Raw genomic sequence first — 19,434 nt, forward strand, 5'->3', positions numbered from 1 at the left:
GGCCGAGTGTCCCCGCACCCACAAGCGCTGCCATCCAGGTATTGAAGGAGGTGCTTCATGGCTGAGTTGGCACCGGACGGGGGTGGCTCCGCTAAGTCCCCTTCTTCGCCGGACCTCGACGCTCCCACCGAGTCTCTACAGGAATTCAAGAAGCGTGTTGACAGACTTCTGACCGATCTCGACAAGTCGGACGCGGCGCACGGCAAGATCTCCCAACAGACGGTGACCACCGCCGCCTACGGGCAGAATTTTCCCGAGGCGCTGTCGCTGGCGAGCGCGTACGAGCTGGTGCACGGACGGTTGCAGCTGCTCTCCCGGACCCTGGGCGAGCAACTGGAGGCGATGGGCATGACGGTGGGCGCGGCCGATGGCGACTACCAGACGGTGGACCACGAGCACGCGCAGCGCCTGAAGGCCATTCAGGAGCGCACCCAGAACTACTACGAGCAGTATCAGAAACAGCACGAACCGAAGGGCCACGACAAGCCGGACGCCCCCAAGACGGGCGGCGGTAAGAGCAGTGGCCACGACGGCATGTGACGGGTGAACGGGGGATTGGATCGTGGGCGATTCCAGCAAGCTGCCGCCGCTCAAGATGTGCTACAACGTCACCAGTTTCGAGCATGCCTCATTTGAGGACATGCTCGCCATGGTCGAAGGTACGGATGAGCAGGAGATCATTCGTCGCGGCAATGCCCTGACGAAGGCGCAGTCCGAGATCGAGAAGATCGGCGACGAGCTCAAGAAGCGGGTCGGTCGGGTCACCTGGAAGGGCGAGGGCGGTGACGCGTTCCGGAACTGGGGCGATGACTTCGCCAACCAGGCACTGAAGCTGGCGGGCTTCGCCGGATCCGTCGGTACCGCGATGGAAACCGCGGGCCAGGCGCTGAGCGAGGTCAAGAAGTCGATGCCGGAGCGTCCGGCGGGTTCGCAGGTGTGCTACGCGGACCAGGAGAAGGAAAAGAAGCGCCTGGAAGGTCTGGACAAGGCCCGTGACGAGGCTCTTCCGCAGATGTACAAGCTGGCTTCGTACTACCGGATGTCGCAGGAGACCATCGCGGGGTCCCAGCAGGATGAGCCGGTCTTCAAGCCGCTGCCGGCCTCGGCTCTGCCGAGGACTCAGGACGGGAGCGGGCAGGAGAGCTATAGCTCGTCCAGTGTTTCCACGGGCAGCGTCCACACGACACCCGACTCTGTCAGGACGACGCATCCGGCGGTCGATCCGTCCACGGTGAATCCGGGTTCGCCGGCGCATGTCTCGCCTACGCAGGTCTCACCGGGGCATGTCACCCCTCCGTCGATCCCGGAGAACCCGGGGCATGTCACCGTTCCGGACGCGACGCACACCAACATCGACACGGTGAAGTCGTCGCCGCCCACCACCACCGCACCGCAGCTCCCGACCAGTGGTGGGCCTCCGGTGTCTCCGGTCACTGACGGGCCCGGGCCCGTGGGTCTGCCCGCGTCACCCCCGCCGACGGTCGGGCCCACAACCGGTGTGGGCAAGATCGGTCCCACCGTGGGCAAGGTCAACCCCACTGTGGGGACGGGCGGCACCAAGGGCCCCGTCACCACCCCCAGGCTGCCGAACGGACCGACCGAGCAGATCACTGGCCGGGCCACCAACCCGGTCCGCGCCGACAGGAGCATCGTCGGCGGCATGCAAAACCATCAGGCGGGCACGAACCAGGGCACCCGGCAGAGCCGGGGGACGGTCATCGGCAGGGAGTCGGCCGGGCCTGTGGGCCGCGCAGGTCCCGGCGCGAGTCCTGGCCTCCCCGCGGCCGGGCGGCCCGGAGGTGTCATCGGCGCCGGTCCGAACCGGGGAGCTTCGGCGTCGGCCCGGGGCGAGGGTACGGCGCGTCGCGCAAGCGAGCTGCGGACCGGCGGTGAGTTCACCCCCGGTGGGAGCGGACTGGTCCGGGGGCAGGCCGAAGGGCGGGGCCCCGGCGCGCCGGGAGCGGCGGCATCGGGACGCGGTGAGGGCCAGAAGAGGCAGCGCGAAGAAGACCGGGAGACGCCCGGTCAGCTGACCGAGGACGAAGAGACCTGGAACGAGGGCCGGCGCGGCACCGTGCCTCCCGTGATTGGGTAAAACCCTTCCGCAGAGGCCGCGGATGATGGCGAGCACAGGACGAACAGGCGATATGGAAACAACGCTCAACCAGGTCCGGAGCAGGACGACAGTGATCATCTCGCTGCTCGCGTCCTTGCTCGCCATCATGGGGCTGATCGCCCCTGCCGCCACGGCGGAGTCCATGCGGGAGCGCCAGTGGTATCTGGACCGCATGCAGGCGGAGAGCATGTGGAAGGTCAGCACCGGTAAGGGCATCACGGTCGCGGTCCTCGACGGCGGGGTTGACGCGTCCGCTCCGGAACTGCGGGGGAGGGTCCTCAAGGGCGAGAACTTCAAGGAGCCGGGCAAGGACGCCCGTAAGGATCCGGACGGCCATGGAACGGCCATGGCGATGCTCATCGCGGGAAATGGTCGCGATGGTCAGGGCGTCAAGGGCGTTTCGCCGGATGCGCGCATTCTTCCGATCACCGTCTTCGGGGCCACGAAGGAATCCGGAACCAACAGCGTCCCGGCCCTCGCGAAGGCCATCCGCTATGCGGCCGACAGTGATGCGCAGATCATCAACATGTCGCTCGGTTTCCAGGAATACATGGTCAAAGGCGCTGCGGACAGCCAGCTTCGGCAAGCGGTGGAATACGCGATCAAGCGCGGCAAGCTGCTGTTGGCCAGTACCGGGAACGACGGGGAATCGGGGAACTACGTCTCCTATCCGGCGGCCATCGACGGAGTGGCCGGCGTGGCAGCCGTGGATCAGAGCCTGAGCCGGACCAAGTTCTCGACTTCCGGGCCCGATGTGGCGCTGGCCGCCCCCGGGCAGGACATCCCGATCCGTTGCACCAATGGAAAGCCGGGATATTGCCGCAGTTGGGGCACCAGCCAGGCCACGGCGATCGCCTCCGGCGCCGCCGCGCTCATCTGGGCCAAGCACCCCACATGGAACGGCAATCAGGTGCTCCGCGTGATGATGGACACCGCCGGAAAGCCCACCGAGGGCAAGATTCCCAGTCGCTACATCGGCTACGGCACGATCCGCCCCCGCTACAACGTCCTGGAGAATCGGGGTAAGCCGGGCCCGGCCGACGCCAACCCCCTGGTGCCCGCGCAGGCGGGCGGCTCCCCGCCCCCCTCCTCACCGCAGAGCCAATCCCCGTCCCCGGCCAAGGGGGACTCCCCGGTCGGCGACACCGCCGCCGAGAGCGGCAGCGGCGATGGCGGCAGCGGCGTCCTCCCGTGGATCCTGGGCGCGGCCGGCATCCTCGCCGCAGCCTGTCTCGCGCTGTTTGTGGTCCGCCGCCGGGCGGCTTCGCCGCGATGACGAGCGGCTCCAAGAACCGCGCTTCCCCATGCACCCTGGCCATGGAATCTGTAAAGAAAAGCGTCCGTTTCGGATGTGCTGATGGTGTTCCGAATTCGCCACAGGAACGGTTCACCATCGGTAATTGCCGTTACGGGAGGTACGCCAACTGCACGGCCGTGCTAGCGTGCCAAGCAAAGGGTAGGCAACACACCTGCGCTTCTGGTCATTTGTTCACAAAAGCGCGATGGCTCCGCGATTGGCCAGTAAGGGGGAAGCGTGAGCGAGGACTTCATCCGCGAGCTGCAACAGTTCCAGCAGTATGCGGAGAATCTGCAACACCTGATGTCGGACATGCGCGACCAAGTGCCCCGGAGTTCCGAGGGAACGGACGCGCAGGGGGCCGTCTCCGTGACCTTGGGTGCGGATGGGCTTCCGGAGTCGATCAAGCTCGCGTCCGACTGGCAGCGCCGACGGCCCGCTGAGGACCTCGGCGGCGCCGTCGTCGAGGCGTTCGAGTCCGCCATGAGTGACCGTATGGAGCGCTGGTCACGGTCGCTTGAGTCGTCCGGCTGGGAAGAGCGGGCCGAGCAACTCGGCGACGGCCGCGCATCGTCCGCGTCGACGACGCCGTCCCGTCCGGCCCCTGAAATCTCCGACCACGACGTGCGCCACGTCCTCTACAGGCCCGTGGACGAATCGATCGAGGACGTCCTCACGGCATTCGACGCCGTCGACCAGCTGGACGCAGATTCGTTTCTGCCGCCGCAGGTCAAGGGGGAATCCGCCGCGCGCCGAGTCGCCATCAGCCTCACCGCACATGCCCTGGTCTCCTGCGAAGTGGACCCTCAGTGGGCTGCCGGGCAGTCAGTCGTCCGGCTCAATCAGGCACTGAACGAGGCTTTGAACAACGCTCGCGAAAAGGTGAGCAGCGCCGAGAGCCCCGGGGCGGCCGGCGTCGCGAACCTGCATGTGGGCGGTCTGATGAACGAGTTTCTGGCCATCATCAAGAACCCCCAGCGCTTCGTGGACTGATACGGAAAAGAACTGATACGGAAAAGGAGGGAGGCCCATGAGCAAGCTCAAGGTCATCACAGACGCCATACGCGCTGACGCCAGAACGTGGGATGAGCAGGCGAAAGCGATCGGCGGTGTCGGGACCAATATCAGCGGGTTGCGCCGCGATCGGCTTGAGCTGGGCATGTACCAGATGTTTTTCGGTGCCTACGGGGATGCCATCGATCATCTTTCAGGCCGGTGTTCCGAAGGGCAGAAGCGGATGTCGGAAATCGCTGACGCACTGGTCAAGAACGCCAAAGCATACGACGATCACGAAGTGGAAACCACGAAGTCCGTGGAAGACGCCTACTAGCAACCGGTGGTGCGCCGGAGAGACGGGGAAGGCGATGGCATTCAGTCAGACGCAGTTCGAAACACTCATCGAAAAGATCAATGACAAGCTCGAGAAGCTCACGAAAGATCTCGTTACCTTTGGCAACAAGATCAACGGGGCGGTGGACCATTGGTACGTTCCCGGCCCCGTGGCGAAAGCGGTAGTCGCCGCGGCGAACAAGCTCATCGAGTTCGTGAACTGGATCCTCACCAAGATCGGCCATTTGCTCGAGGGTGTCGTGGCCCCGGTGATCTTGTTCATCGACGCCAACAGCTGGAAGGCAAAAGGCATCCACGGCGACGCGACCACCGCCTCGTCCAGCACCCAGAAGTTCAACCTCCAGGCCCCCAAGGAGTGGAAGGGCGAGGGCGCTGACGCGTACACCAACGCCGTCTTCCCGCAGTCGGGCGCGGCCGCCCAGGTCGCGACCAACGCGAATTCGATCGCGGACATCCTGCTCACCGCCGCTATCGCGGGAGTGGCATTCTACGGAGCGATCGCTGCTTTCTTGATCCAGTTCATTCCCGCCATGGCCGCCGCGATCGCCGCGGGGGCGACCGTCGTCGGTGCCGTTCCGGCCGCGATCGCCGCCTTGGGTGAAGGGGTGGCCGGTTGGCTCGTCATAGCGGGCGCCGTGACCACTCTGCTGGGCGTGCTGGGTGACCAGGCCAAGGCTATGGCCGACCTGAAGAGCAATGCCAACGACAACAGCGCGTTTCCGAAGGGCCATTGGCCGGTGGGCACGGCCTGACGTGCCCGACATGACGATATGAGGAGAGCCTGTGTACGGACCGCGCGTCGCCCTCTGGGCCGTCGGGGTGGCGTCATTCGCGTGGCTGATGCTCCCAGCGGTTACCGACTGGGCCATCGGCCTTCCCCCGCCCCCGGTGATCGCCGTCCTCTGCGCGCTTGCGATCCTCTGTCCCGGAACCGCTGAGTTCCTGGCGAAGCGGCATAAGGAGCAGTCCTGGTACGCCGGGAACTTCGCGTCGTTCGAGGACCTTCGTGGGTCCGTGGACCGCGCGGCCCTGCTGCGAATCCGGGAGACGAAGGGTCCGGCGCAAGCTCTCCGTGAGGTCAGGCGCCAGTACCCTTCGCTCCCGCTCAAGGCGGCCGCTCGGCTGGTCCGGGAGCTGTGAGCGGCTCGAGCGGCGCTCGCTGAGCAGCAGGGCTCGTACGGCCGGGGCAGCCCGGTCCGTACGAGCCCTGTCCTGCTCCAGGCTTGGCCGTAGTCGGCCATTCCGCCTCAGTCCACTGATGGCACCCACGCCGTCTGGACCAGTGACGCTCCGCCGCGCCGTGAGACGAAGACGCCCCGTCCCGGCGGCAACGGACGCGCCTTGACCTGGCCCAGCAGCTCGCCTTCACCCGGTGAACCCGACAGCACGACGCCCTGCGCGCCCAACTCCTTGAACCGCTGCATGAACGGCTCGTACGACGAGCGCCCCGCGCCGGCCGTCGTGCGCGCCACGATGATGTTGACGCCGGCGTCCCGCGCGTACGGCAGGTTGTCCACCAGTTCGGACATGGGGTTGCCGGACGAGGTGGCGACCAGGTCGTAGTCGTCCACCACGATGAAGGCCCGCGGCCCCGACCACCAACTCCGGTTGCGCAGCTGCTGCGGGGTGACATCCGTCCCCGGGATGCGCTGGCTGATGAGGGTGTTCATGTCGGCGATGTACTTCTCGAAGGCGTTCTGCGTCGTGCCGTAGCCGACCAGATGAGGCTGTGGCACGACCTCCAGCAGACTGCGCCGGTAGTCGCCGACCACGAACAGCCCCTCCTCGGGGGCGTAGCGCTCGGTGATCTGCTTGATGAGCAGACGCAGCAGAGCCGTCTTCCCGGACTCCGACTCGCCGTAGACGGCGAAGAAGGGGTCGGTGTCGAAGTCGATGAAGACCGGCTCGAGGTTCATCTCGTCGATGCCGATCGCGATGCCCCGCTCCGGCTGCTCATGACCGGACGGGATCTCCCGCACCGACAGCGTCCGCGGCAGCATCCTCACCTTCGGTGCGTGCGGACCGGGCCAGTTGTCCACCGATGCCCTGACGAACGCGGCGGTCGCTTCGGCCAGGTCGTCGGCGTTGCCCGACGTACCGTCGATACGCGGCAGACCGCCCAGGAAGTGCAGCTTCTCCGGGGTGAGGCCGCGGCCGGGGGTACCCATGGGCACGTTCGCGGCGACCTTACGGTCGAGCTCGGAGTCCATCGGGTCACCGAGCCGCAGCTCCAGCCGGGCGAGGAACTGGTCCTTGAGCGCCGCTCGCATTTCCATATAGCGCGTGACCGTGACGATGAGGTGCACCCCGAGTCCCAGACCGCGCGTGGCGATGTCGGCGACGATCGGCTCGAGCGCCTCGTAGTCCGTCTTGAAGGACTGCCAGCCGTCGATCACCAAGAAGATGTCGCCCCATGGCTCACCCGGCAGCTGTCCGGAGGCACGAAGCTGACGGTAGGTACCGATGGAGTCGATGTTGTTGTCCCGGAAGAACTCCTCGCGCCGGTTCAGTACGCCGGTCACCTCGGCGATCGTGCGGCGGATCTTCTCCGGGTCCAGACGTGAGGCGACTCCGCCGATATGCGGCAGCCCCTCGACCGCGATCATGCCGCCACCGCCGAAGTCCAGGCCGTAGAACTGGACCTCGTGCGGGGTGTGGGTGAGCGCGAAGGATCCGAGCAGGGTGCGCACGGCGGTCGACTTACCGGATCGCGGACCTCCGACGATCAGCATATGGCCCTGTGCGCCGGAGAAGTCCCGGTAGAAGATCTCCCGCCGCTGTTCGAACGGCTTGTCCACCATGCCGATCGGTACGCACAGACCGCCGCTGCGGGCATAGCCGCCGGCGTGCAGACCGCGCTCCGGCGAGACGGCGAGCTGAGGCATCAGCTGGTCCAGGGACGACGCCTCGGTGAGCGGCGGCAGCCACACCTGGTGTGCCGCCGGACCGCGTCCCTCCAGATTGTGCACGACGACGTCCAGCACCGTGTCCGCGAGCGCGTCGTCCACCCGGTCGCGGTCCGCCGTGTAGGCGAAAGCGGGGTCGGGCTCGGCGAAGCGGACCGGCACCGGGGCGGCACTGAACAGCACCGGACGGCGGTCGGTCGGGATGGGACCACTGCCCACGACGGTTGACGTGGACGAACGGTAGGGCCCGGACACGTACGCCGCCTTGAAACGGACCATCTCCTCCGTGCCGAACTTCAGGTACCCCGAGCCGGGCACCGACGGCAGGTGATAGGCGTCCGGAACGCCGAGCGCCGTACGGGACTCGGCGGCGGAGAACGTCCGCAGACCGATGCGGTACGACAGGTAGGTGTCCAGGCCCCGCAGCCGGCCCTCTTCGAGGCGCTGGGAGGCCAGCAGCAGATGCACCCCGAGCGACCGGCCGATGCGGCCGATCTGGATGAACATCTCGATGAAGTCGGGCTTGGCCGTCAGCAGCTCGCTGAACTCGTCGATGACCAGGACCAGGGAGGCCAGCGGCTCCAGCGGGGTGCCCGCGGCGCGCGCCTTCTCGTAGTCGTGCATGTTGGCGTAGTTGCCCGCGGAGCGCAGCAGCTCCTGACGGCGCTGAAGCTCACCGGTGATCGAGTCGCGCATGCGGTCGACCAGCGTCAGATCGTCCGCCAGGTTGGTGATCACCGCGGCGACATGCGGCAGCTCCGCCATGCCCGAGAAGGTCGCGCCGCCCTTGAAGTCCGCGAGGACGAAGTTGAGCGTCTCGGACGAGTGCGTAACCGCCAGGCCCAGCACCAGCGTCCGCAGCAGCTCCGACTTTCCTGAGCCGGTCGCGCCCACGCACAGGCCGTGCGGGCCCATGCCCTCCTGGGCCGCTTCCTTCAGGTCGAGCATGACCGGGGCGCCGCTCTCCCCGACCCCGATCGGAACGCGCAGCCGTTCCGCCGTCGAGCGGGGCCGCCAGGTGACCACGGGGTCGATGGACGCCGCGTCGCCGAGGTTGAGCAGATCGGTGAACTCCAGGTTGGTCAGCAGCGGCTCATCGTCCCCGCCGCCCGCCGAGACCCGCAGCGGGGCGAGCTGCCGCGCCAGCGCCTCGGCGCCGGCCAGCGACAAGGTGTCCGGCACGCCCTCGTACACGGCCGAGGCCGACTCCACCCGCAGCAGGCCCGGCCGCACGATCAGCGACAGGCCGCCGCGCAGCTCGTCCAGGCCGCCACGGATGACCTCCAGCACCGTCACGCCCTGCAACCCCTCCTGGGCGGCCAGAAGCGAGTCGGGCGGCACCAGACCGCCGTCCAGGATCACCACCACATGCGGCGCGTCCAACAGCGGCTGCCCGTCCCGGTTGAACCGCGAACGGCCCTCCAAGCGGCTCTTCAGCAGGTCCTCGACCTCGGCCAGATTGTCGCTGAACAGCCGCTTCGTTCCGGCTCCGTCCACCGACCCCGGTACCTGGGTGTGCGGCAGCCACTTGACCCAGTCCCACTCCTCCGTGGCGCCCGCCGCGGCCACCACCGCGATCACCAGGTCCTCGGGGGAGTGCAGTGCGGCCAGGCTCGCCACCAGCGCCCGGCTCGTCTCCAGGGTCGTCTCCGGCTCGCCGGAGACCGTCATGTGGTAGAAGGCCCTCAGGCTGACGGCCATCGGCATGCCGTCCAGCGACCGGTGGACCGCCAGGAACTGCTGCATGGCGCCCGCCGACAGCGGCTCCAACTCCTCCACCGGAGCGGTTTCCGGCGCCACCAGCGGGGTCCACAGCTCCTGCGGCCCGAGCCCGATCCGCACCTGCACGAAGTCGTCGTCGGTGATCCGCCGCTCCCACAGCCGACCGCCCTCCGCCACCAGCGACCACAGCTGCTCGGGGGAGGGGTGGAGAAAGAACTGCGCATCGCGCTGCGCGCGCGCCGTGCGCTGCACCCTCCGTCGGGTCTTCGCGAGGTATTTGAGATAGTCGCGGCGGCCCTCCACCGCCTCGCCCTGAGCGCCTTTTCGATACCGGATCGCCTGTGCGATGACCATCGATACGGTCGACAGCAACATCATCACGCCCATGATCTTCATGAACGGTGCCGAATTCGGCATGAAGAAGAAGACCACCGACGAGCCCATGCCGAGCATGGGCAGCAATTGCATCGCCATGCCTTCCCGATCGCCGCGAGGCAACTCGGGAGGGGATTCGAGTCGGAGTTCATCCGCGGGCATCTCGGGAGGAGTCTCCCGAGGTGGACGTTTCACGATGATCTGGCTCATCGGCCTGTCTATCCCCCGATGCGGACTGAACAATTGAGGACCTGCTGAGGGCCCGCACGCACGCTTGCCGCGCGTCATTGCGGCACCTACCCGGCAACGAACCGATCCTACGTGTCGGGAAGACAATTGGCGCCCGGTAGGGTGACCTCTCGCACACTGTCAGACATGAACGCGTCGGACGGAAGACGCGGCGAGACGCTAATGAGAGGGCCCCGCAGGTGAGTTCGACCACATCGACCGGTTTCTGCCGAGTGACGGTCGTCGCACCCGACAGCCGCATCGACGTTGCCCTCCCCGACGACATAGCCCTTGCGGACCTGTATCCGGAGATGCTCAGGCTGACCGGCCAGACCCAGCCCACGGGGACGCCGGTCGGCTACCACTTCGTGCGTCGCGACGGCACCGTCCTGGACGGCTCCCGCTCCCTCGCGGCGCAGCGCGTGTTGGACGGGGACGTGCTGTCCATGCGCCCCTTCGCGCAGTCCCTCCCGCCCGTCGTACGCGACGACGTCTCCGACGCCATCGCCTCGACGGTGGCCGGTGACCACGCCCTGTGGAACGCCCGCTACCTGCGGGCCTGTGGACTCTTCGGCGGCGCGCTGCTCTTGATCTTCATGGGATTTGTCCTGTGGTTCGCCGACCCGGTCAAGCACGACATGCACGGACTGCCCGGCGTCATCGCCGGTGGCGTCGGTTTGCTGCTCGCGGTCTTCGCCGGCGTACGGGCCCGGGTCTACGACGACCGGGCCTCCGCCATTGCCCTCGGCCTCGCGGCACTGCCGCACGTGATGATCGGTGGATCCGGGGTCCTGGCACTGGAGGCGGGCGAGGGCATCGGACGGCTGCAGTTCCTGCTCGGCTCTGTCGCCGTCCTGATCGTGTCGGTCGCTCTGGTCGCCGCCATGCCGTCCGGTGACGCTCCGTTCGTCGCCGCCGTCGTCCTCTCGGCCTTCGGCACGCTGGCCACCTTCTGCCAGATCATGACGGACACCGGCGCGGCGGGCACCGCGGCCGTCTGCGCGGCGGTCGCCATCGCCGCCATCGCGTTCCTCCCCGGCCTTTCCGCGCGCGCCGCCCGTCTGCCCATCGGATACATCGCGCCCCGTGACGCCTCCCGCAACGACTACGGCGCTTCCGGTGGCATCGACCTGGACAATCCCTCGTCCGCCGCTGCCCGGCCAGTCGACGGCGAGCGGATCGCGGCCCAGGTCAAGCGTGGCCACGAACTTCTCCTCGGCCTGGTCGGCGGCTGTGCGGCGGTCGTCGTGGGTTCGTCGGCTGTGCTCGGCTTCTCCGACGGCACCTGGGCCCAACTGCTCGCCCTGGCCGCGGGACTGGCGATGCTGCTGCGCGCCCGGCTGTTCCGGTACACCTGGCAGGTCGCCTGTGTCCTGGCGTCCGGCGTCATCTCCCTCGCCCTCCTCATCCTGGGGCTCGCCCTCAACCCGCCGACGAGCGCCGTCATCGACCTCCTCAGCGGCGACAGCGGCCCGCTGAACATCCGTACCGTCTGGCTCACCGCCTCCGTCGCCTTCGGTGCGCTGATCCTCATCGCGATCGCTCTGATCGTCCCGAAGAAGAGCGTCACGCCTTTCTGGGGCCGCTTCGGCGACCTGGTCGAGGGCGCGATGCTGCTGTCGATCACGCCGCTCGTGCTCGCGGTCCTGGACGTCTACGCGACGGCGCGTGGTCTGGTCAGCAAGTGACGCTCCCCGAGCGGTGAGGTAGTGGCCGACTGCCGACTGCCACCTGCCAAGGCCAAAGGCGCCCCGGTCACGTACCCCGTGACCGGGGCGTCTTCGCTCTGGCTTTCACCCGTCGGAAGTACATTGAGCCGCCCGGATCCGAACGACGCGTGGAACGCCTCTCCGATACGTCCCATGCCCGAGCTATGCCCCGGAATCGCCAAGGTCGCCTTCCCCGCAATGAAGTTGGGACGTACACCCTGCGCCACTAAGCTGGTGCCGACCGTCATCATGTACGCCGTAGGGGGGAATCCGATGAGCGAGGGGAGCCAGGTCCCGGCGAACGACGCCAGCGCGAGCAGGGCGCGCGGAGGCGGGTCGGACCTCAAGGTGGAGGCCGAGACGCTGGCGAGCTTCAAGAGCAGGATCGACAAGATCCTCATCGATCTCGAAGAGTCCCCGGCAGCCAAGAGCAAGATCAGCGACCAGACGGTCGCACACGCCGCCTTCGGTGCGGAATTCTCTGCCGCCGCCGACCTGGCGGGCGCTTACGAGAAGCTGCACGACCGACTGGAGAAGTTCTCCAGGACGCTGGGCGACCAGCTCGAAGCCTTGGGCATGGCCGTCCAGATCTCGGACCGCGGCTACGAGAGCATCGACGCCGAACAGGCCGACCGGCTCCGTGCCATCCAGGACCGCACGACCAAGTACTACGGCCAGAACGCGGACAACCGGGGCGCCGGGCACAACGAGAGCCGGGCACGGAAGACCGACACGGGCAAGTCCGGCACCGCCGATTCGAACTTCAAGTAGGGGGAGACATGGGGAACGGGGAGTTCGACGGTCTGTCGGTGGAGAACCTGCGGGCCATGCTGGCCAACGCGGACCCCGACAAACTGACCGCCGCCGGCACCGCCCTGGGCGACGCGGGCCCGAAGATCCTCGACATCGGCTCGGACTTGCGCCGCCATGTGTCCCGAGTGGACTGGACCGGCGAAGGTGGGTCCGCCTTCCGTGAATGGGCCCACGACTTCGCCCTGGAAGTCATGCGCTTCGGTCAGTTCACCTCCACGGTCGGCCAACATGTGGCCCAGGCCGGCCAGGCCCTCTCCGAGACCAAGTCGGCCATGCCCGAGTCCAGGACTCAGGGCCCCAGGGCAGCCCACGAGGACCCGGCAGCACAGGAGGCAGAGCAGCGCGAGGCCGAAGAGGCCAGGCACCAGATGGAGCGCCTCTCCTCGGCCTACCGGGCGGCGCAGGAGACGATGGCGGCGGAGCAGGAGCCGCAGTTCAAGACGCTGCCGGGCCCGTTGAGGGATTCGGTAGAGACTTTGGAACGAAGGTACGCCTCCGAATCGGCAGGAAGCGAAGCATCCGATTCAGCGGCGTTCCAGAGCCGTTCGTCGCGGGAACAAGTCAACGCACCAACAGCGACAGATCGTGCAGAGACGGAACCAAGTCTCCACCAGGCGACGGGCACCCATATTGACTCGACCGCCACCCTCCCCGATCCAGAGGCCAAGGCGCCGCCTCGTACCTCGATGCCGCCTGCGGACCAGCCCAGGCAGCCAGGCCCCGTCGTGATGCCATCACCCCCGATCGGGCCGTCCACAGCGCCCCCTCGACCCACCACACCCGTGACGGGGAAGAGTATGTCTCGCCTTCCCTCGGCCGAACGCGTAACAGGACCTGGGGGCGCGCCTCCGCGTCGCCTGATCACGCCACGAGTGCCGGTCGAGAACGATGTTGTGGGAGGACAGCAGCGGCGCCTCGGCCCTTCCCCTCGCCTTCCGCGTGCAATGGTGGTGGGGGAGGAGAGCGGTCAGATGTCCCGCAGCCCCGGGGGAGGGGTCGGCCACCCCATGGCGCGGACGACCGGTGTGCCAGGGACCGAAGGCACGGTTTCAGGGCGTCGGTTGGCCTCGGAGCCGGGGGGACCGGTGAGTGGTCCGCGCACGCCGAACTCCGGCGTCACCGGCACGCGTCAGCGTGGTGTCGCCATCGGCGAGGAGAACGGATCTCACACGCGTGGGTCCTTGTCGGGGGCGGCACCTTCTGGCGGTTCAAATGCGACAAGTGATCCTTCCAGGGATTCAGGCAGAGGACGCAGGATCGCCTCCGAGTCAGGGGGGTCGATCGCGGATCCTCGTTCGTCCTCCAGAAGAGGGGCCGCGTTCACCCGTGGGGGTACCGGGCTCGTTCGGTCAGGTCAGGCCGAAGGACAAGAGCCTTCCGCCTCAGGGGCCTCTGGCACCAGCCGTCGCGGTCCCGGGCCCGAGAGTAGGCAAGGACATGCGGTTGTTGATCAGGGAGCCTGGGAGCTAGGGCGCCAGGACGCATTGCCTCCCGTCATTGAATAGTCGGCACTTGAAGTCTCAGGAGATTTCGCAGGGATGTCAGTCTTGTCCAGTGGAAACAAGAGGCGCTCAGTGCGTGGTTTGACGCTGCTCGCGGCGCTCATCACATGCATGGGAAGTTTCACATCCCCAGCGATCGCTCAAGATATACGTTCGCGTCAGTGGTACCTCGACGCAATGGGAGCCGACCAGATGTGGCGGACCAGCACAGGCAAAGGTGTCACCGTTGCCGTGCTGGATACCGGGGTAGATGACTCACTCCCTGAACTGCGCGATCAAGTCTTGGAAGGGAGAGACTTCTCCTCCAAGTCGAAGGGGGCGAATGTCGATACGGATGGCCACGGCACCGATATGGCTGCGGTGATCGCAGGCACAGGGCGATCTGGAGGTGTCCAGGGCCTTGCGCCCGGTGTCAAGGTGCTTCCCGTGAAAATCGGTGCAGGGAGGGAGTTTGGAGATTCAACGCCCACTTTCCTCAAGGCGATTCGATACGCGCTGGATCGAGGTGCCCGGGTCATTAACTTTTCTCAAAACTACACGGGTTATCTGACGGAAAGCGCACGAAAGCGGCTGCAGGCGGGTGTTGATGAGGTCAATAAGCGTGGCGCACTCATATTTACAGGCACGGGCAACGATGGCGATTCATCAAACCCCGTGGGCTACCCGTCAAGTCTTCCTGGAGCCATCGGAGTGGCGTCCGTAGACCAGAGCGGTACCGTCTCCAAATTCTCGACCCATGGTTCGCAGGTATCACTCGCGGCTCCTGGGGAGGGAATCCCAGGACATTGTAAGAGCGGGGGCGGTTGGTGTGAGCAGGGAGGCACCAGTCACGCCACAGCCATTACTTCGGCCTCGGCCGCCCTCATCTGGTCTGCCCATCCGAAATGGACGGCCAACCAGGTTCTGCGCGTAATGATGCAAACGACAAGCAAGCCCAAGGGCGGGGTCCCCAGCGAGTACATCGGCTACGGCATCATCCGTCCCGGCCAGGTCTTGCTCGACGGCAAGGGAGACCCGGGGGCAGCGGACGTCAATCCGCTCTTCCCCAAGTACGAGCCGGGGAAGGAGTCCTCCGCATCTCCGTCTTCCTCTCCGAAGTCCGACACCGCCTCGGCCACCCCGAATGCCCAGGCCGACAAACCCGATTCGTCGGCAGAGGGCGATGACGGCAATGACAACACGCTTATCTACGTTGGAGTCGGAGTTGCCGCAATCCTTGCCTTGGGCGGTGGAGGGCTTGCCTGGGCGCGCCAGCGGAGGCAGGTGTAAGGAGTGACTGGATATGGCACGGGTCCAGTCGTGAATCGTAACGCGGCGACAGAGCGGGCGCACCGAGCCCCGGATGGCGATGTGTAATGAGTCCTATGGACCCTCCAGTTTACGAAGCGTACCTTACCCGCACCCCTCTTCAGCTATTGCTGGGGGTGGGTTGGAAGCGCGTGTTGATGCTTCGAGTTGACCAGACGGGTGTAATCCTTGGCGGCATTCCAAAGCACACTGCGTTTGTCCCATGGCAAGACATCATTTCCGTAGTGATTTGGCCTAGGTATCTGCGGGATGTAACCGTTCTGGGTGACGCGCGGCTGTTCACGCCGAAAAGTGAGTGGACCGACTTCATTGGCGTACGCCGACGCCATGGAGCACAGCCGCTTCCCGGAACAAATAGCAAGCTGCGGCCGGAGCAGACATCGAAGCTCGCTCGGCACATCGAACACGATCTTTTCCTCGCAAGTCGTGCGATTCGACTTTGGCGACTTGATCCTGAGCGCCTGCGGGCTGCGGTGAGTTCTTTTTCTCCTAACACTCCTGTCCATGATGAACGGCATCTGCGTTAGGGGACAGTTGACGTTTTCTATGGCACGGGGGAAGGGGGAAGACGGTGGTCAATCAGGGCGAGCTGAAAATCACCAAGGAAGCCGAGGAGCGGATCACCAGAAGTCTGCGATCAGCATTGCAGGGTTTGGAGGGGGCTGGGAACGGCAAAGGTTCTGCTCAGCGCGGCAGCCTGGGCAATATGAGCCTGTCGGCAGCAGAGGCCAGCGGTGATGGACTTGCCAGTACTTTCGCGGACTTCTGCGAGCTCTGGCAGTTGGGCATCAACATGCTGGAGAGCACAGCCAACTCTCTCGGCTCACAGTTGAGTCAGGCGGCAGGTGTCCTGTGGGAAGAGGACCGGAGCCGGGCAGGGGTGCTCAGAGCCGCCCTAGGTGCAGCGAGAGGCGTAGCCGGGGTCGGGGAAAGCGGTATTCTCGGTAGCTTTGGTGGCCCTTCCGGCACATCGGATTACACCACCCAGCCCTATCCGCAGAGTGGCCCGGGAATCGATTCCGGGGATGACATCAAGACCGTGAAGTCGTCGATCTTGGACTACATCGCTACCGACGGCAAGGGGGCTGGCCGAAACGCAGGCCAGGAGAACACTGATGGGGGCGGGAACTGATGCCGGGGAACGACCCTACGTCGACTGCTGTAGACCCCGGCGCAAGGAACGCCGGCCTGGCCAATGCCTGGGTTGAGAAGGCATTGGGGTGGGGTACGGGCGAACTGGAGCTAGGGCAGAGCGAGGAGCCGAAAGAGCTGATTCATGGCGATGCGTCCAAACTTCGGTCGAACGCTTCGCAGTTGAGGGGCCTGGCGAAGGGGCTCGTCGCTGTCGGTGAGGGGCTGCGGAAGCTGAACTCCCACGAGATCAAAGGGGAGACAGCTGATGCCTTCCGCAAGAGAGTCTCTGCCGAGCCGAAGAAGTGGTTTCAGATCGCGCACGCCTGCGAGCGAGCGAGCGGAGCGCTGACCGATGTCGCTCACACCGTGGAATGGGCGCAGCGCCAGGCTCAGGAAGCAATCGACACCTATGGCCGGGGCAAGCGTGCTTCGGAGCGGGCCCGCGAGGCTCACAACGCCAAAGTAGATGCCTACAACAAGGCAGTCGACGCTTACAACAGCAAGCCTTCTTCAAGCGATACCGAGTGTGCGGCGCCCCCCAAGGCACCCGGTGCGTTCCACGACCCCGGTGCCGCGGACATGGAGACGGCCCAAGAGATCTTGGCTGCGGCTCGCCGCCAGCGTAACGCGGCACACGACAGAGCTCAGACGTCAATTCAGGGAACATACGATCAAGGTCACGGGAAAGAGGGTGCCTCGGATCCGGCGACTCTGCTCGACACCCTGGCGGGAATCACGGATAGCGAAGAATACAAGAAGTACGAAGAAATCAAAAAAGACATCATGCGGCCACTCAAGGTCCTTGGGATCGCAAAGGGGATCGAGGCCGTCAATGCTTTGCTTACTGGAACCTCTTCCGAACTGCTGGCTCGCCCATGGAAGACGATGACGGGATTGAAGGGGCTAGCCGAGAAGCTCCGAATTCCCTTCTCGGGGAGAATACCTCTCAATAACCCGGGTACGGGCGCGTTGGATAAAGTGGTCTTGCCGCTGAGTGTCGTGACCGGGCTAAAGCAAGTGATCAAGCCCGATCACGGAGGTACTCAAGGCTGGGTGGACCGAGCCATGGGCGGAGGTCAGGCCGCTGGTGCGGCTAGTGTTCTCCTGGCGACAGAGGCTACCGCCGCTGCTGTGCCAGTTGTTGGTTGGACAGTGTTGGGCGTCACCGGTGCATATTTCTTGGGAAGTTGGGTCGCCGACAAATGGGGTGACGACATCGCAGCGGGAGCGAAGTCGGCCTGGAATGCCACATCACATGCTGTGTCGAACACAGTGAGCAGTACGGTGGATACGACGGTAAATGCCGCACTCCATCCCTCTGGTGCGCTAAAGACGGCGGAGCACGTCGTAGACGGCACGGTTGACTCAGTTAAGAAATTGAAGTTCTGGTGAGGAAAGGGAAGGCCGAATAGTGCAGCAGCAGGATGGACCCGACGTGACGCTGGAGGAAGTGCGCCAGTCTCTCGGTCAAGCGCTAGCCGAGGGCGGTTCGCGCCTGTTGTTGCGGCTCACGGACGAAGAGCTTGCCGTGTTGACGTCCGCAGCCGAGGGCGATCGCTCAATTGCTGCAAGTCCTCACCTAGAGGGTATGTCTGCACAGGAACGGGAGTGGGTGCTCGCGACGGCATTGCGGTCGCTGGTGTCCCGGGACCTAATCGAGATCACTAACACCGCCGAACTCGATACGGCTCTAAAGGGGCTGAATGAATCTGCTCAAGTAGAGATAGATATGCGGACTTCTCCCGACCTGGATCTTGCGTTGACCTTGCGCAAGACAGCCGAGCGGATCCTGACACTGGAGCAAACCACGTCCTCTGGGGCCGCCTACGCTTACGTTTATGTTCACGGCGCTGATCTATTGCTGGTCGAGGAGGTCACCGGTGGCGGTATGCATACATTCACTCTCGTGGTGTCGGCGTCAGAAGCGGCCGAAATGGCTCGGCGCCTAGTCGATCCGAATGGAGTTGCCGACGTTGACGGCCCCCCTATGGAACTCGACCCTCGGGCCCTTGAAGTGGAAGTCGTTGGCCAGCCGCTGAAGAACGTCATCGAGAATGCGCTGGTGGTCGGTCAATTGATACTGGTGGCCAGAGTGCCGGGGTCGCTACTCATGACATACGCCACGGCTGAGGAATTGTGGATGGTGAATGTAGACGCGCCTCACGCTCCGACGGGCGTTACCGCCCGGCGTGTGGGGCAGCAGACGCTCGCTGACCGCATCGCTGAAATGCTGAAATTTTCGGCTTAAAACTTTGGATCGTCGTCTTTTCTCGCGTGTTGAGTGGCCGTCATTGACTGAGCTGTGCGCGGCAAGCGGTGAAGAAGCGTTGGGTCTGTTCCCCTCGCTCAGCCTTTAGGCTGATCCATGACCCGTCGGAAAACTGGAGCCAGAAGCGACGGATGTCATCATCCGCGAACTCTGGGATTCTGCAACGAGCCAGGTCGGTCGGGAATTCAGCGACAATACGTAGACGTTTGGGGCGCCCCCGATACCACCACCGGGAGGGAGCCGCCAGCAGCGTGATCTTATCGTTCATTGGAACAATAAGGCGTTCAGAGTCGGGCGCCTGAGAGTACCACGTGAGGAGAAATTGGCCTGCTGCAGCGTTCCAGTTGCCGTCGAAGGCGCGATCCAAACCCATTTGAGGGAATTCGGCCTTGCGTGCGCGGACGGTTTTCTTCTTGCGTTTGCGCTCTTTGATCTGCTGTGGCGTCATTCCGTCAAGAGCCGCGAGTAGTAGCAGAGGAGAGAACAAGATCGTCGCGCATCCCGTAACGGCATAAGGCAACGGTTTGCTGCGCTGCGTCAGCCGTCTCTTGCCAGACGCTTGATGTGCCTCGCGAGGCGGGGTTGGGATGGGCGCTGCCAGTTGGCACCAGGTAGCCGACGACGAATCGCCGCCGGTCAGCTTGCTAGCCTGCTCCAGGAACTGCTCCATGGCCATCTGACTATGTTAATCAGGAAGTTGTCCCG

General features: G+C 65.3%; 15 protein-coding genes. 13 read left to right on the forward strand and 2 right to left on the reverse strand.

Translation table 11 applies throughout. From position 1 onward, the window contains the following. Positions 1-57 precede the first annotated feature (57 nt). The 7 genes from ACFXB5_RS19450 (at position 58) to ACFXB5_RS19480 (ending at position 5,903) form a co-directional block, all read left to right on the forward strand. Positions 58-540, forward strand: a complete 483-nt coding sequence (locus tag ACFXB5_RS19450) for a hypothetical protein (RefSeq protein ID WP_385209285.1) — start codon at positions 58-60, stop codon at positions 538-540. A 22-nt stretch (positions 541-562) separates the two neighbouring features. Next, a complete protein-coding gene (locus ACFXB5_RS19455; protein ID WP_385209287.1) occupies positions 563-2,095 on the forward strand; it encodes a hypothetical protein in 1,533 nt (510 codons plus the stop codon). Positions 2,096-2,147: 52 nt separating this feature from the next. Next, the gene (mycP, locus tag ACFXB5_RS19460) at positions 2,148-3,392 is read left to right on the forward strand and encodes a type VII secretion-associated serine protease mycosin (protein ID WP_385209289.1); all 1,245 of its coding nucleotides are present in this window, start codon (positions 2,148-2,150) and stop codon (positions 3,390-3,392) included. A 258-nt stretch (positions 3,393-3,650) separates the two neighbouring features. After that, positions 3,651-4,406, forward strand: coding sequence for a YbaB/EbfC family nucleoid-associated protein (locus tag ACFXB5_RS19465; RefSeq protein ID WP_385209292.1), 756 nt, complete (start codon positions 3,651-3,653; stop codon positions 4,404-4,406). Positions 4,407-4,443: 37 nt separating this feature from the next. Beyond that, on the forward strand, positions 4,444-4,743 hold the full coding sequence (locus ACFXB5_RS19470; protein ID WP_385209296.1) for a hypothetical protein: 300 nt from the start codon (positions 4,444-4,446) through the stop codon (positions 4,741-4,743). A gap of 34 nt (positions 4,744-4,777) precedes the next feature. After that, positions 4,778-5,515, forward strand: a complete 738-nt coding sequence (locus ACFXB5_RS19475; protein WP_385209300.1) for a hypothetical protein — start codon at positions 4,778-4,780, stop codon at positions 5,513-5,515. A 31-nt stretch (positions 5,516-5,546) separates the two neighbouring features. Then, complete coding sequence (locus ACFXB5_RS19480; RefSeq protein WP_385209302.1) at positions 5,547-5,903, forward strand: hypothetical protein; 357 nt, start codon at positions 5,547-5,549, stop codon at positions 5,901-5,903. Between the two features lie 107 nt (positions 5,904-6,010). On the opposite strand, the gene eccCa is transcribed toward ACFXB5_RS19480, so the two are convergent. Next, positions 6,011-9,976: a type VII secretion protein EccCa gene (eccCa, locus tag ACFXB5_RS19485; protein ID WP_385209305.1), complete on the reverse strand. Its 3,966-nt coding sequence runs from the start codon at positions 9,974-9,976 to the stop codon at positions 6,011-6,013. Between the two features lie 218 nt (positions 9,977-10,194). On the opposite strand from eccCa, the gene eccD reads away from it, so the two are divergent. From eccD to ACFXB5_RS19515, 6 genes are all read left to right on the forward strand, one after another. Next, the gene (gene eccD / locus ACFXB5_RS19490; RefSeq protein ID WP_385209308.1) at positions 10,195-11,682 is read left to right on the forward strand and encodes a type VII secretion integral membrane protein EccD; all 1,488 of its coding nucleotides are present in this window, start codon (positions 10,195-10,197) and stop codon (positions 11,680-11,682) included. A gap of 294 nt (positions 11,683-11,976) precedes the next feature. Further along, a complete protein-coding gene (locus ACFXB5_RS19495) occupies positions 11,977-12,474 on the forward strand; it encodes a hypothetical protein (RefSeq protein ID WP_385209311.1) in 498 nt (165 codons plus the stop codon). Between the two features lie 1,616 nt (positions 12,475-14,090). After that, positions 14,091-15,287, forward strand: a complete 1,197-nt coding sequence (locus ACFXB5_RS19500) for a S8 family serine peptidase (protein WP_385209314.1) — start codon at positions 14,091-14,093, stop codon at positions 15,285-15,287. Positions 15,288-15,897: 610 nt separating this feature from the next. Beyond that, complete coding sequence (locus ACFXB5_RS19505) at positions 15,898-16,458, forward strand: hypothetical protein (protein WP_385209317.1); 561 nt, start codon at positions 15,898-15,900, stop codon at positions 16,456-16,458. Further along, positions 16,458-17,852: a putative T7SS-secreted protein gene (locus ACFXB5_RS19510; protein WP_385209320.1), complete on the forward strand. Its 1,395-nt coding sequence runs from the start codon at positions 16,458-16,460 to the stop codon at positions 17,850-17,852. Before ACFXB5_RS19505 ends, ACFXB5_RS19510 begins: the two co-directional genes overlap by 1 nt. A 19-nt stretch (positions 17,853-17,871) precedes the next feature. Next, on the forward strand, positions 17,872-18,708 hold the full coding sequence (locus ACFXB5_RS19515) for a hypothetical protein (RefSeq protein ID WP_385209323.1): 837 nt from the start codon (positions 17,872-17,874) through the stop codon (positions 18,706-18,708). A gap of 40 nt (positions 18,709-18,748) precedes the next feature. Here the strand turns inward: ACFXB5_RS19515 and ACFXB5_RS19520 are convergent, their stop codons facing one another. After that, positions 18,749-19,405 carry a hypothetical protein gene (locus ACFXB5_RS19520; protein ID WP_385209326.1) on the reverse strand — a complete coding sequence of 219 codons (657 nt, stop codon included), beginning with the start codon at positions 19,403-19,405 and terminating at the stop codon, positions 18,749-18,751. Positions 19,406-19,434: the final 29 nt, after the last annotated feature.

The organism is Streptomyces sp. NPDC059455, assembly GCF_042750115.1.
In the GTDB taxonomy this organism is placed as follows: Bacteria; Actinomycetota; Actinomycetes; order Streptomycetales; family Streptomycetaceae; genus Streptomyces; species Streptomyces endocoffeicus.

Excerpts from the sequence above, each read along its gene's own strand:
- ACFXB5_RS19450 (WP_385209285.1), top strand. The coding sequence starts at position 58 with ATGGCTGAGTTGGCACCGGACGGGGGTGGCTCCGCTAAGTCCCCTTCT.
- mycP (WP_385209289.1), top strand. The coding sequence starts at position 2,148 with ATGGAAACAACGCTCAACCAGGTCCGGAGCAGGACGACAGTGATCATC.
- ACFXB5_RS19470 (WP_385209296.1), top strand. The coding sequence starts at position 4,444 with ATGAGCAAGCTCAAGGTCATCACAGACGCCATACGCGCTGACGCCAGA.
- ACFXB5_RS19475 (WP_385209300.1), top strand. The coding sequence starts at position 4,778 with ATGGCATTCAGTCAGACGCAGTTCGAAACACTCATCGAAAAGATCAAT.
- eccCa (WP_385209305.1), bottom strand. The coding sequence starts at position 9,976 with ATGAGCCAGATCATCGTGAAACGTCCACCTCGGGAGACTCCTCCCGAG.
- ACFXB5_RS19495 (WP_385209311.1), top strand. The coding sequence starts at position 11,977 with ATGAGCGAGGGGAGCCAGGTCCCGGCGAACGACGCCAGCGCGAGCAGG.
- ACFXB5_RS19510 (WP_385209320.1), top strand. The coding sequence starts at position 16,458 with ATGCCGGGGAACGACCCTACGTCGACTGCTGTAGACCCCGGCGCAAGG.
- ACFXB5_RS19520 (WP_385209326.1), bottom strand. The coding sequence starts at position 19,405 with ATGGCCATGGAGCAGTTCCTGGAGCAGGCTAGCAAGCTGACCGGCGGC.